Annotated in this window: 13 protein-coding genes; 2 read left to right on the top strand and 11 right to left on the bottom strand. The window is 53.4% G+C overall.

The annotated features are described in order from the left end of the window. Positions 1–17: 17 nt before the first annotated feature. Positions 18–1,025, top strand: a complete 1,008-nt coding sequence (locus tag KNP68_RS10330; protein ID WP_029595672.1) for a YpdA family putative bacillithiol disulfide reductase — start codon at positions 18–20, stop codon at positions 1,023–1,025. A gap of 44 nt (positions 1,026–1,069) precedes the next feature. Here KNP68_RS10330 and KNP68_RS10325 read toward each other — a convergent pair whose 3' ends face one another. The 7 genes from KNP68_RS10325 to KNP68_RS10295 form a co-directional block, all read right to left on the bottom strand. Further along, on the bottom strand, positions 1,070–2,338 hold the full coding sequence (locus KNP68_RS10325) for a Glu/Leu/Phe/Val family dehydrogenase (RefSeq protein ID WP_021067184.1): 1,269 nt from the start codon (positions 2,336–2,338) through the stop codon (positions 1,070–1,072). Between the two features lie 150 nt (positions 2,339–2,488). Next, positions 2,489–3,406, bottom strand: a complete 918-nt coding sequence (locus KNP68_RS10320; RefSeq protein WP_021067183.1) for a D-alanine--D-alanine ligase — start codon at positions 3,404–3,406, stop codon at positions 2,489–2,491. A gap of 95 nt (positions 3,407–3,501) precedes the next feature. Beyond that, positions 3,502–4,083, bottom strand: a complete 582-nt coding sequence (locus KNP68_RS10315; RefSeq protein WP_021067182.1) for an adaptor protein MecA — start codon at positions 4,081–4,083, stop codon at positions 3,502–3,504. 61 nt (positions 4,084–4,144) lie between these two features. Next, positions 4,145–5,002, bottom strand: a complete 858-nt coding sequence (locus KNP68_RS15315) for a MerR family transcriptional regulator (RefSeq protein WP_029595673.1) — start codon at positions 5,000–5,002, stop codon at positions 4,145–4,147. Between the two features lie 164 nt (positions 5,003–5,166). Beyond that, the gene (locus KNP68_RS10305; protein WP_021067180.1) at positions 5,167–5,370 is read right to left on the bottom strand and encodes a hypothetical protein; all 204 of its coding nucleotides are present in this window, start codon (positions 5,368–5,370) and stop codon (positions 5,167–5,169) included. Positions 5,371–5,411: 41 nt separating this feature from the next. Continuing rightward, on the bottom strand, positions 5,412–6,839 hold the full coding sequence (locus KNP68_RS10300; protein ID WP_029595674.1) for a RecQ family ATP-dependent DNA helicase: 1,428 nt from the start codon (positions 6,837–6,839) through the stop codon (positions 5,412–5,414). Next, entirely contained in the window at positions 6,823–7,845 is a 1,023-nt protein-coding gene (locus KNP68_RS10295) for a YpbB family protein (RefSeq protein WP_021067178.1), read from the bottom strand. The genes KNP68_RS10300 and KNP68_RS10295 overlap by 17 nt, the downstream gene beginning before the upstream one ends. 142 nt (positions 7,846–7,987) lie before the next feature. Here KNP68_RS10295 and KNP68_RS10290 point away from each other — a divergent pair, with 142 nt between their 5' ends. Then, a complete protein-coding gene (locus KNP68_RS10290) occupies positions 7,988–8,236 on the top strand; it encodes a ferredoxin (RefSeq protein ID WP_021067177.1) in 249 nt (82 codons plus the stop codon). Between the two features lie 38 nt (positions 8,237–8,274). Here the strand turns inward: KNP68_RS10290 and KNP68_RS10285 are convergent, their stop codons facing one another. The 4 genes from KNP68_RS10285 to KNP68_RS10270 form a co-directional block, all read right to left on the bottom strand. Further along, a complete protein-coding gene (locus KNP68_RS10285) occupies positions 8,275–9,081 on the bottom strand; it encodes a thermonuclease family protein (RefSeq protein WP_214799522.1) in 807 nt (268 codons plus the stop codon). Positions 9,082–9,163: 82 nt separating this feature from the next. After that, positions 9,164–10,123, bottom strand: coding sequence for an ABC transporter permease (locus tag KNP68_RS10280; RefSeq protein ID WP_021067175.1), 960 nt, complete (start codon positions 10,121–10,123; stop codon positions 9,164–9,166). Continuing rightward, positions 10,120–11,184, bottom strand: coding sequence for an ABC transporter permease (locus KNP68_RS10275; RefSeq protein ID WP_021067174.1), 1,065 nt, complete (start codon positions 11,182–11,184; stop codon positions 10,120–10,122). The genes KNP68_RS10280 and KNP68_RS10275 overlap by 4 nt, the downstream gene beginning before the upstream one ends. Further along, positions 11,181–12,707, bottom strand: coding sequence for an ABC transporter ATP-binding protein (locus KNP68_RS10270; RefSeq protein WP_021067173.1), 1,527 nt, complete (start codon positions 12,705–12,707; stop codon positions 11,181–11,183). The genes KNP68_RS10275 and KNP68_RS10270 overlap by 4 nt, the downstream gene beginning before the upstream one ends. Positions 12,708–12,740: the final 33 nt, after the last annotated feature.

Genomic DNA, 12,740 nt, shown 5'->3' with positions numbered 1-12,740 from the left:
TTTCGTCCTTCCATACAATGAGGGATGAGGTGATTTCATTGAATAAACACGCTATCGTCGTCGGCGCCGGACCATGTGGGCTGTCGGCTGCGATTGAATTGGAACGCATCGGCATCTCGTGCACGATTATCGAGCGCGGCAATATCGTCGATGCCATCTATCGGTATCCGACCCATCAGACGTTCTTCTCGTCTGCTAGTTTGCTTGAAATCGGGGATATCCCGTTCATCTGTAAAGATTTGAAACCACGACGTCAAGACGCACTCGTCTATTATCGGGAAGTCGTCAGCCGGACCGGGCTCGATGTCCATCCGTTCGAGACGGTCGAAGCGGTCGAGCGGACCGAGGACGGTTTCGTCGTTCGGTCCCGACACGACCGGGACGGTGCCAAAGAGCGTCAGGCCGACTACGTCATCTTGGCGACCGGCTATTACGGACGCCCTCGTCGACTTGACGTGCCTGGTGAAGAGCTTCCCCACGTCGCCCATTACTTCAAAGAGGCGCATCCGTTCTATCGGCAGCGCGTCACGGTCATCGGCGGGAAAAACTCCGCCGTCGACGCGGCCATCGAGCTTGAGAAGGCCGGCGCCCATGTCACGGTGCTCTATCGCGGGGACGGTTACAGTCCGTCCGTCAAACCGTGGGTACTGCCGACGTTCGACTCGCTCGTCCGTCACGACAAGGTGCGACTCGAGCTCGAAGCGGAGATCGTTCGGATCGAACCGCATCATGTCGTCTATCGTCAGCATGGTGAAGAACATCGACTCGAGACCGACCACGTCCTCGCCATGACGGGCTACTTGCCCGACCATGGGCTGTTCGCCGATGCCGGGGTCCAAGTCGATGAAGAGACCGGTGTGCCGGCATTTGACGAGACGACTTACGAGACGAACGTCGACGGCTTGTTCATCGCCGGTGTCGTCGCTGCCGGAAACGATGCCAATAAGATTTTTATCGAGAACGGACGTTTCCATGGCCAAGCGATCGCCGAGACGCTTCGGGAGCGCAACGGTGTCACATTATAAATAAAGAGAGGGAGGACCTGGTTTCAGGTCTTCCCTCTCTTTTGTTATACCCAACCGCGGAAGCGCGACGCTTCTGCCATCTTGCGCACACCGACCATATAGGCGGCGAGACGCATGTCGACCTTACGCGCCGACGAGGTATTGTATACCGTATTGAACGAGTGGACGAGCACTTTCTCAAGCTTTTCTTCCACTTCCTCTTCCGTCCAATAGTATCCTTGATTGTTTTGAACCCATTCGAAGTATGAGACCGTCACCCCACCGCTCGAAGCGAGCACGTCTGGGACAAGCAGGATGCCACGTTCCGTCAAGATGCGGGTCGCTTCGTTCGTTGTCGGTCCGTTCGCGGCCTCGACGACGATGGACGCTTTGATGTTGTCGGCATTGTCCTCGGTGATTTGGTTCTCGATCGCGGCCGGGACCAAAATGTCGCAGTCGAGTTCGAGCATCTCTTTGTTCGAGATCGTGTTCTTGAACAAGGTCGAGATCGTCCCGAACGAGTCACGACGGTCGAGCAGGTACGGGATGTCGAGACCGTTCTCGTCATGGATGGCTCCGTACGCATCGCTGACGGCGATGACTTTCGCTCCGGCGTCATGCATGAACTTCGACAAGAAGCTACCAGCGTTGCCGAACCCTTGGACGACGACGCGGGCGCCTTTTAACTCGATCCCGCGACGAAGCGCCGCTTCTCGAATCATGATGGCGACACCTTTTGCCGTCGCCGTCTCGCGACCGTGCGAGCCACCGAGCACGAGCGGCTTCCCGGTAATGAATCCTGGTGAGTTGAATTCATCGATCCGGCTATACTCGTCCATCATCCATGCCATGATTTGCGAGTTCGTGAACACATCCGGTGCCGGGATGTCTTTCGTCGGTCCGACGATTTGACTGATGGCCCGAACGTAACCACGGCTCAACCGCTCAATTTCACGGAAACTCATCTCACGCGGATCACAAACGATTCCACCTTTACCGCCGCCATATGGAAGGTCGACGATGCCGGCTTTCAAGCTCATCCAGACCGACAACGCCTTCACTTCGACCTCGGTCACGCTCGGATGGAATCGGATTCCACCTTTCGTCGGTCCGACGGCATCGTTATGTTGCGCACGATATCCTGTGAAAATCTTGGTCGATCCATCATCCATCCGTACCGGGATGCGGACGGTCAACATCCGAAGCGGCTCTTTCAAGAGCTCGTACATCTCTTCTGGATACCCGAGTTTATCGAGCGCCTCGTGTATCACTTCTTGTGTCGATTCAAGGATGTTTTTTCGTTTTTGATGACCTTTTTCTTGATCCGTAATCATGAAGGTTTCCTCCCCTAAATTGTCGATTCTCCCCCAAGAATCAACCTCGTATTCGTTTAAAAGTATATCTGATACGCGCCCAATTTGAAAGGCTTTTACAAAAATAATGAAAGCGTTTTCTAAAACGAAAAAAGAAGGGGGTGCCCCTTCTTACTTTTCAAGTGCGAGTGCGATGAATCGCTCTAACAGTTCACCGTACGAGATGCCGACGGCGCGGGCGCTGTCCGGGAACAAGCTGAGCGGCGTCATGCCAGGCAGTGTGTTCGTCTCTAAAATATAGGCGAGCCCGTCTTCTGACACGAGGAAGTCTGAGCGGGAATATCCGCTGCAGCCGAGGGCACGGTGCGCTTGAATCGCGGCCGCCTGAACTTCTTCGGTCAACGAAGCCGGCAACTCGGCCGGACAGACGTGAATCGATCCACCTTCTGAATACTTCGACTCATAGTCATAAAACTCGTTTTTCGGGATAATCTCGATGACCGGGAGCGCGGCTTCGGCGCCATGGTTTCCGAGTACAGGTACCGTCAATTCACGGCCTTTAATATATTGTTCGACCAAGACGGCCGTATCGCAGGCGAACGCTTTGTCGATTCCTTCACGGAGCATCGTTTCGTCCATCGCGATCGTCAATCCGTTCGAAGACCCTTCTTGGGCCGGTTTGACGACACATGGGAATTCACCGCCCCACTCTACGATTTTCGCGTCGATATCGTCCCCTGTCTCGATGAGGACGTCACGGGCGATTCGGATGCCGGCAGCGGCGAAGATGATTTTCGCACGGGCTTTGTCCATCGCGAGCGCGGACGCCAACACACCAGACCCCGTGTACGGCAAGCCCGCCATCTCCAAGAGCGACTGCACGCGTCCGTCTTCACCGTACTTGCCATGCAAGGCGCTGACGACGACGTCGGCTTGAAGCGTCAACAGTTCATTGGCCCGGTCCGGGTGAAAATCAATCGCCACGACGTCGTGACCCCGTTCTTCGAGCGCTTCAATCATTCCTTTACCACTCGTGAGCGACACTTCCCGCTCACCTGATACACCACCATATAATACCGCGACTTTCATCAAATCTCTCCTTCAGCTAGCTACTCCAAAATTCAAGTTTTATCATACCATGTGTCGGCCGAAAACAATAGAAACAGAACGGTAAAAAGCCGTACTTACGCGAACGTATCGTACAGCTGTTTCACGGCCTGTTCAGTTTGAATCGTCTTCCCGTACTCCATCATGACGTACGGACTGACGGTCGTCGTCCGACCGTACTCCGACAAGATGGCGGCCAGTCGTTCTTCCACGTCTGGTTTGAGCACCTCGACAAAGTGCAGATAATATCGTCCCTCGTAATGATAGAACGCTCCGCCTTGCTCGGTGTCTCGCATATGTGGGAACAAGCGAATCGAGGCGTTGATGACGTCCTCGATATCGTCAAATTGATAAATCAAATGATGAATCACGTCGATGGTGAGCCGAATCTCGACTTGCTCTTGATCCGATTCCGCTACGGGCGCATCGACTTTCTGGACGTCGATGACGAGCCCGTCACGGGGAAACATCGTCACGTTCAAGTCGACGGTCCCTTGCGGCATGAAGCCAAATTCCGCTTCCGCCGTCTCAAGCAATTCCCGCCACAGGTCTTGACCGCTCTCCCCCACGATGGTATCGATGGCGATGCCTCGAGTGGATAGGTCGCTCGCGGTCAAATATACCCTTAAATGTTCTTTTGTTTGCTTTTCAAATCTCAAACGAAAACCTCCAAAGAATAATCAATCCTACTTTATAAGCTACTCCCGTTTGTTCGAGCTGTCAAATAGTTGACAACCACTCGGTCCACGCCTCGGGCGTGTCCCCGAGGAAGGCCGATCCGAATTCGGACGCTTGAAGGCTGACCGCGTAACCACCGGCCCCGATGACGAGGTTCGGGTGGTCGGCTTGGATGAACTGCATCGCGTCTTTCAGGCCATCGAGATGTTCTGTCAACGTACATGAGAAAATCAGACACTTGGCATCGATATCGTGCAACGCCTCGTTCAAATCCTCTTTCGGGAATCCCGCACCGAGGAAAATCACGTCATAACCGTATTGGCGTAAGTAAAGCGTCACGAACAAGAGCCCGATCTCATGCATCTCGCCCGGGGCACAGACGCAAATGATGCGCGGCAAAAAGGGATTCATCGGCATTTGAAGCGACAACGTCGACAGGCGGGCACGCAAAAAGGCCGTCGCAAAATGTTCATGCGCAATCGTAATCGTCCCATTCTCCCAACGCGTCCCGATTTCCATCAATAACGGACCGATGATATCTGTCGTAACCTTTTCAAAACTAAACGTATTAAAGGCACGATTAATCAAATCGTGCGCCTTACGTTCATCAAATGAAAGTAACGCCTCGAGCAACCCGTCCATGAGCTCCTCGTCATAAAGGCGGGCAGGCTTCGGCTTCGGGGCTTCATGTAGCTGTTGAATCGCTTGGGACACGGTCAATCCTTCCCGTTGTTTTTCAACGACCCATTTTATCTTCTCGACGTCTTGGTTGGAATACAATCGATGACCCGAATCTGTCCGGCTCGGAACGATGAATTGATAGCGTCGTTCCCACGCCCGAATCGTGGTCGGGTTGACTCCGGTGAGTGACGCGACCGTCTTGATGGAGTACTTCGGCACAGCAGCCCCTCCTTTCCTACTAGTTCTTCTCTTTCAGTATAGACCCATCTGTACGGCTTTACCTGTTTTATTGTGCAAATCTTGTGAGAAATTGGTGAGATTGTGCATATTCACAACCTCGGGCATGAAATCATAAAAAAAATACGACGTTCTCGTCGTATTGTTTAGAAAAAGATGTCGTGACGACCTATATATAAAAATACAAGAATAATGGCAAACATCGTCAGTGTCAGCATCATGGCGAGCGGTCGCTTCAGCCAGTTGTCGTTCAATTTCTCTTTTCGCTCATGCTCTTGCCGTTCAGCGCGAGATGGCAACGTGTCCACCACTTTTTCACGAAGTGAGTCCGCTTGGTTCCGATGTCGCAACGTGTGCCCTCCTTTACCTTTTTTATCATTTTACTATGATATCAATCAAAGGAAAAGATACGAGCCAACCGATGTTTCCAATCTGTCACATTTTTAGACACAAGTTGCTCCGACGGCGGGAACACGATTTCGCCGCAGATGTCACAACAATCGCTTTGCTTGACCGGTTGCTCCGAGAAATAATTTAACAAATAATCGCGCCGACACGTCTTGATGAGGGCATAGTCCATCATCTGTCCGAGTTGACGATACCGGGCCCGCTTTCTATCTTTTACCCAATCCACCGCCTCGGCAAGCGTCCGCTCGGCAAGCATCTGATTCAACAGTCCCCAAACCGGATCTTCCTCGTTCAAGCGCAATAAACGTGGCAACTGGGCCAGGCTCGTGCCATTGTCTCGTTCAAAATAGGCGAGACGGATATCTTTGTCTTTCGGATATTGCTGGTCGATCAAAAACTGTTGAATCCGCTCATCCCCTTCGGCGTATAGCAAGACCGCGAAAGCCGGCTCGCCGTCACGCCCAGCCCGACCAATCTCTTGCATGTACGCCTCGAGCGTGGCCGGGATTTGATAATGAATGACGGAACGGACGTTATCTTTATTGACACCCATCCCGAACGCACTCGTACACACCATGATGGCGACTTCGTCACGTAAAAATTGTGACTGTACAAGGCGCCGGTCCTCGGTCGACATGCCACCGTGATAAAACAAGGCGTCATCGAGATGGAGGGCGAGCGCTTCGGCCTCACGCCGTGTCGCTGTATAGATGACGGCCGGTTTCGGCACGTCGTGGACGAGTTCGCTCAGACGGCGCATCTTATCTTCTGACCCGAGACGTTCCACGATGAGGCGAATCTCGGGACGGTTCGCCGAGTGGACGAACTGCGCCGGCGAGAAGAGCGCCAGTTTCTCGACAATATCTCGTTTCACCGTCTCCGGTGCGGTCGCCGTGACAGCCATGCACTGCGGACTGCCGAGCTGCTTGCGCAGTTCACCTAGGCGCGCATACTCCGGGCGGAACTCATGGCCCCACTGCGAGATACAGTGCGCCTCGTCAACGACGAGCATTTGAATCTTTGTGCGCGCCAGCGCCCGTGTCACATGGGGCACGGCAAGTTGCTCCGGCGATAAATACAAGAAGCGGTACCGTTTCAAATGGTTTAAAATCTCTTGCTTCTCTTCGAGCGTCTCCATCGACGTCAATCGGGCAACCCCACGTTCGCCGCGCTCGCGGATATGGAGCATCTGGTCCTCGATCAGTGACAAGAGCGGCGAGACGATAATCGTCAAGCCGTCGTTCTTGATATAGGACGGGAGTTGGAACGTCAATGACTTCCCGGCCCCGGTCGGCATGATGGCGAGCACGTCTTGTCCATCGGCGACCGCATCGATCACCTCGCGCTGTCCCGGACGGAAACTGTCATAACCGAACACCCGCTTCAACGTCTTCTCAAACAAATGTCTCACCTCGTTTCAATCGTGCGAACACCAATCGGATTTGATAATAACTGATCCCGTCGATTTGTTCAAAAATCGGTTTGAGCGCCCAGCTCGATTCGTCACGCAGTTGCTCGACTTGCTTGATTTGCTCGAGCGGAACAAATTGATCGAGCGGAAATTCGTCTAAATACATCGCCATCTCGACGACGTGGTCTTCAATCGTACTAGTGCGCAACCGCCGCTGTGACTGGACTTGTTGGAACGATCGACCAGCCAAGAACTGTTCATACGACCCTCGCGCCGATAAGGTCATCCGTTCACTCGATAAGCCGTGGGCGAATCCTAACAGTTTCGCATCTCGCGGCAATTTCCAGAGGAGCGCATTCCACCCGGCCAAGAAGTAGAGTCGGGCCGTCCGTGCATCGACGTCGAGGAGGGCCGCGATTTGTTCATACGTATACCCGGTCTCGAACGCTCCCGTGAACCTATAAACGACGGCGGTCGCATAAGGGTCGCCGATGTCTTCAAGCGCCGTCTCGAGCTCGTGATGGAAACTTTGAATCAACGGTCGCCATTCGCGTTCGGTCCGCACGATTTGTTTGACCCAACGTTCGGCCAGACGATCGGCCTGGACCGGATAAAACGTCCGCTCATGCTCGAGCGACATGAACGTCTGCACGAACAGGCTGAGCCGTTTCCATGTCATCGTCGTATAGTCCCGGTACTCGCCGCCGAGACGGTCGAACAAGTCGCTGACGGCCTCGGGCGAAGCGAGCATGGACCCGGCTTCGGTCAAGGTAAAACTCGAGCGGTTGAGCCAACCTCGCTTCTCGAACGAGGCGAGCAGTTTCTCATAGTCGTACTTCGTGTAGGGGAACAAGCCAAAAATCGGTTCCAAATCATAAAAAAAGGCATCTTGCAGCGTCGTCGCCGATCGTTTCCCGTTCAACACATGAAACAAACTGCGCTCGCTACGTTCACCTTTCAAGCGTTGGATGGATAGTAATAACACCCCGTCCGCTAAATGAACCATCGTTCCACCTCCTTGTTAAAATTATGCTTCCAAAACGTTATTCGTTTCCTCATTGAAATATTTGGGTATGTAGACTACAATTACTCATAGTCAGTAGAAAATCATTTCTATGCAGAGAGACGAAACGTATGGAGGGTTACAAATGGCAAAATTTACGATTGTTGATAAAGATACATGTATCGCATGTGGGGCCTGCGGAGCAGCTGCCCCAGACATCTTCGACTATGATGACGAAGGCCTCGCGTTCAACTTGATGGACGACAACACGGGTACGATTGAAGTCCCGGATGAGTTGTATGAGGACTTGATGGACGCCTTCGAGGGCTGCCCGACCGACTCAATCAAAGTCGCAGACGAATCATTCGACGGCGACGCACTCAAGTACGAATAAGGGAGACATGTGTGCCATCTCGGCGCACATGTCTTTTTTTAACGTGTCGCTTTGCGGAAACCGGCCTCCCGCGCCTCTTTCTCTGTACAGAACATCTCTTCCGGGATCGTGCGCTCATAGCTCGCCCCGCCCGGAACGTGATAAATCTTCTCTCCGTCCCGATTGATATTCCCTTTAATGTCACATCCATCCGTGTCTCGTTTCGGCTGGGCCGGCTCGGTCGCCTCGTAGTCGAACCCGTTGCCGGTCACATAATCCTCGAGACTCCAAATCCCGAGCAATTCCTGACGCGCGGCCTGTTCGACGTCCCGGAACGCATCGATGTGTTGCGTGTTCGGCGCGTATACATAGGCGACGCGCGCCAGACCGCGACGTAACAATTCCTCGTTCAGCATCGCATCATCGTACCAGACGTAGGCGAGTGTCCGTTGATAGCGATCGTAGCACCCGACGTCATACTCCAGTGTGATCGTATCCCCTTCTGGTAGCCAACGCTCGACGAATGATTTTGCATCTTCTCCGAACGGTTGTACCGGCAACGTCGGATGACTCGTCTCTGGCGTATCGACGAGCAAGAGGCGAATCGATTCCGTCGCCCCGTTCTCAAACTCGACTTTGAGCGTATCCCCGTCGATGACGCGGTCGAGCGTGACCGTCTCAGTCTTGCCGAGCGGCCGTGCGACTTGTTGCGTGACCGACGCCGACGGAAAGTCGGCCTCGAGTTCGACGAGCGACTCCGGCGGGTCGATTTGTTCAGCGAACCAGTCATCGACTGAGCAGCCTGCGAGCGAGATGCTCAGCACGACGGCAATCAGCAGTTGCCACCATTTTTTCAATTGTCTCACCTCTACACCAGTATAACAAAAAAGGTTGTTTGACTTAAGCGTCAAACAACCTTGGTGAAATGGACATTTGTCCTTTTGGTGATTAGCGTTTCCCTTTAATATATGGGATACCGACTGATTTCGGTGCATCCGCACGTCCGACGACACCCGCGAGGGCAAGAATCGTAAGCGCATACGGTGCAATCAAGAGCAACACTTGCGGCACGTTGCTGATGACCGGCAAGTTACTGCCGATGATCGACAACGCTTGGGCGAAACCGAAGAAGAGGCCGGCTCCGAGCGCGCCGAGCGGGTTCCACTTCCCGAAGATCATGGCGGCGATGGCCAAGAAGCCTTGACCGACAATCGTCGTCCCACTGAAGTTCGTCGTGACCGTGACGGCGTAGACCGCACCGGCGAGACCGCCGAACGCACCTGAGAGCATGACGCCCATGAAGCGCATTTTCGTGACGTTGATTCCCATCGTGTCAGCTGCCATCGGGTGTTCCCCGACCGAGCGCAGACGAAGGCCGAACGGCGTCTTGAAGATGACGAACCAGACGACGAACGCGAGCGCGATGGCGATGAACGACGTGTACTGGACGTTGATGAAGAACATACGAAGCACCGGGATATCCGATAAAATCGGCACGTTCTCTTTCGCAATCCGAAACTCGATGAAATCGGTTTGTCCTTTGTTGTAGAGGACACGGACGACGAAGATGGCGAGACCGATCGCAAGCATGTTGATCGCGACCCCGAGCACCGTTTGGTCAGCACGCCAAAGGATGGCCGGCACTGCCAAGAAAAGTGAGAAGAGTGCGCCGACGACCATGGCGACCAAGAGCGAGATCCAAGGACTGAGACCACCAAGCCCCATCTCCGTCAACGTGAGCGTCGTGATGATTCCCGTGGCGGCACCGATGACCATGATGCCTTCCAAGGCGATGTTGACGACACCCGAACGTTCACTGAAAATGCCGCCGAGCGCCGCGATGATGAGTGGAGTCGCATAGGCCAACGCGACCGGAACGACGATATAGAGGACTTCTAAGAAGCTCATTTTTTCTCCACTCCTTTCTTACGATTTCCTTTGAATTTGTCAATCACGTAGTTGAACGCATAACCAGACGCCACGAAGATGACGATGGCGGCGATGATGACTTTGACGAGCTCGGACGGAATGTTGGCGCCGAGCTGCATCGCGAGTCCACCGATATTGAGTCCGGCGAACAAGATGGCTGCCAAGACGACACCGATGGCTGTGTTCGCACCGAGAAGAGCGACGGCAATCCCATCGAATCCGACTCCAGTGAACGAAGCACTGAGCGTCATCCCGTTGAACGTACCAAGACCTTCCATCGCTCCAGCGAGTCCAGCGAACATACCCGAGATGACGAACGATAGGATGATGTTGCGATTGACACTCATCCCTGCGTATTGCGACGCGTGTTTGTTGAAGCCGACGGCCCGAAGCTCATAGCCGAGCGTCGTCCGTTGCAAGATGTAGTAATAGACGATCGCCGCGAGCACAGCGATGAGGACACCCCAGTGTAAGCGTGAGAACTGCGTCATTTCTTGAAGCCATGGCGACGCGAGCGACGCCGACTCGTTGATTGACTCGGTCCGTTCGTTCGTTACGCCGATGACGCTACGCAAGATCGCGTTCGTCGTGTACAAGGCGATATAGTTCATCATGATCGATGTGATAACTTCATGGACGTGGAACTTGGCTTTCAAAAAACCAGGGACGAACGCCCAGAGCGCTGCCGCGAACATAGCCGCGAGAAGCGCGAGCGGAAGGTGGATGAACATCGGTAAATCAAAGTTGATTCCGACGTAAACGGCTGCCACCCAACCGATTAACACTTGACCTTCGACCCCGATGTTGAAGAGACCGGTCCGGAACGCGAACGCGACCGCTAAACCTGAGAAGATGAGCGGCGCTGCGGCACGAAGTGTTTCTCCGATTGCATATGGGCTTCCGACCATACCTTCGAACAATGACGAGAACCCTTGAATCGGGTCATAACCGCCGATCAGCATGACGATTGCCCCAACGAGAAGTCCCATCAAAATCGACAAGAGCGGGATGAGCAGTCGATTGAATCCTAACTTATTCATACTGTTTCTTCTCCTCTCTTACCGCCGGCCATCAAGAAGCCGAGTTCTTGCTCGGTCGTTTCTTTCGGATCACGAATCCCGACAATCTTACCTTCATATAAGACGGCGACTCGGTCCGCGACGTGTAAAATCTCTTCGAGTTCGAACGAGATTAAGAGGACGGCGCGTCCTTTCTCACGTTCTTTGATGAGCTGTTCATGAATGAACTCGATTGCACCGACGTCAAGTCCACGCGTCGGTTGGGCCGCAATCAACAAGTCAGGTGACCGGTCGACTTCACGGGCGATAATCGCTTTCTGCTGGTTACCACCTGATAAGGCACGGGCTGGCACATCGACCGATGGAGTTCGGACGTCAAACTTCTCAATCAACGCCTTCGCTTTCTCAGCCACAGCTTTATAGTTCATCAAACCACGCTTCGAGAACGGCTCTTTGTAATACGTTTGGAGGACCATGTTGTCCCGAATCGAATAGTCGAGGACGAGTCCGTGTTTATGACGGTCTTGCGGGATATGACCGACGCCAGATTCCGTCACTTTACGTGGCGTGAACCCAGTCACGTCTTTCCCATTCAACAATACTTTTCCAGACTCCGGTTTCTTCAAGCCTGAGATAGCTTCAATCAACTCGGTCTGTCCGTTTCCATCAATCCCGGCGATTCCAAGAATCTCTCCTGAACGAATCTGTAAATCCAAGCCGTCGACGGCTTCAAGCCCGCGACTGTCTTTGACGACGAGTTTTTGCACGTCGAGGACGACTTGCTGTGGATCTGCCTTGGAATATTCCGCATCAAAGTTAACTTCACGCCCGACCATCATTTCAGCCAAACGGTCTTCATTGACCGTCTCATCGATATCGACGGTGCCGATATAACGTCCGCGACGGATAACCGTACAGCGGTCGGCCACTTGCATGATCTCTTTCAGTTTATGCGTGATCAAGATGATCGATTTACCTTCTTCGATCAAACGCTTCATGATTTGAATGAGTTCTTGAATCTCTTGTGGCGTCAATACAGCGGTTGGCTCGTCAAAAATCAAGATTTCAGCGCCGCGATAGAGCGTCTTCAAAATTTCGACACGTTGTTGCATCCCGACCGAGATGTCCTCGATTTTAGCGTCCGGATCAATGCGGAGACCGTATTGTTCCGAGATCTCCATAACTTTTTTACGCGCCGTGGCCCGGTCGACCGTCAATCCACTCTTCGGCTCTGAGCCGAGGATGATGTTCTCGGTCACCGTGAACTTCTCGACGAGCATGAAGTGTTGGTGTACCATACCGATCCCAAGGTCGTTGGCGATGTTCGGATTCTCAATGTTCACTTTCTCCCCACGCACGCGGATCTCCCCGCCTTCCGGCTGATAAAGACCGAACAGGACGTTCATGAGCGTCGATTTTCCGGCACCATTCTCGCCGAGCAACGCATGAATCTCTCCTTTACGCAATTGGAGGGTGATATTGTCGTTGGCAACGAACGTTCCGAACTCTTTGCGAATATTGAGCATTTCAATTACATATTCCAAGAAAGTCCACCCCTAACTTTAAGTAAAGGGAGA

Source organism: Exiguobacterium sp. s50, assembly GCF_018618175.1.
GTDB lineage: Bacteria > Bacillota > Bacilli > Exiguobacteriales > Exiguobacteriaceae > Exiguobacterium > Exiguobacterium chiriqhucha.
The sequence above is the reverse complement of the archived record's forward strand: the minus strand, read 5'-3'. Positions and strand labels throughout refer to the sequence as shown.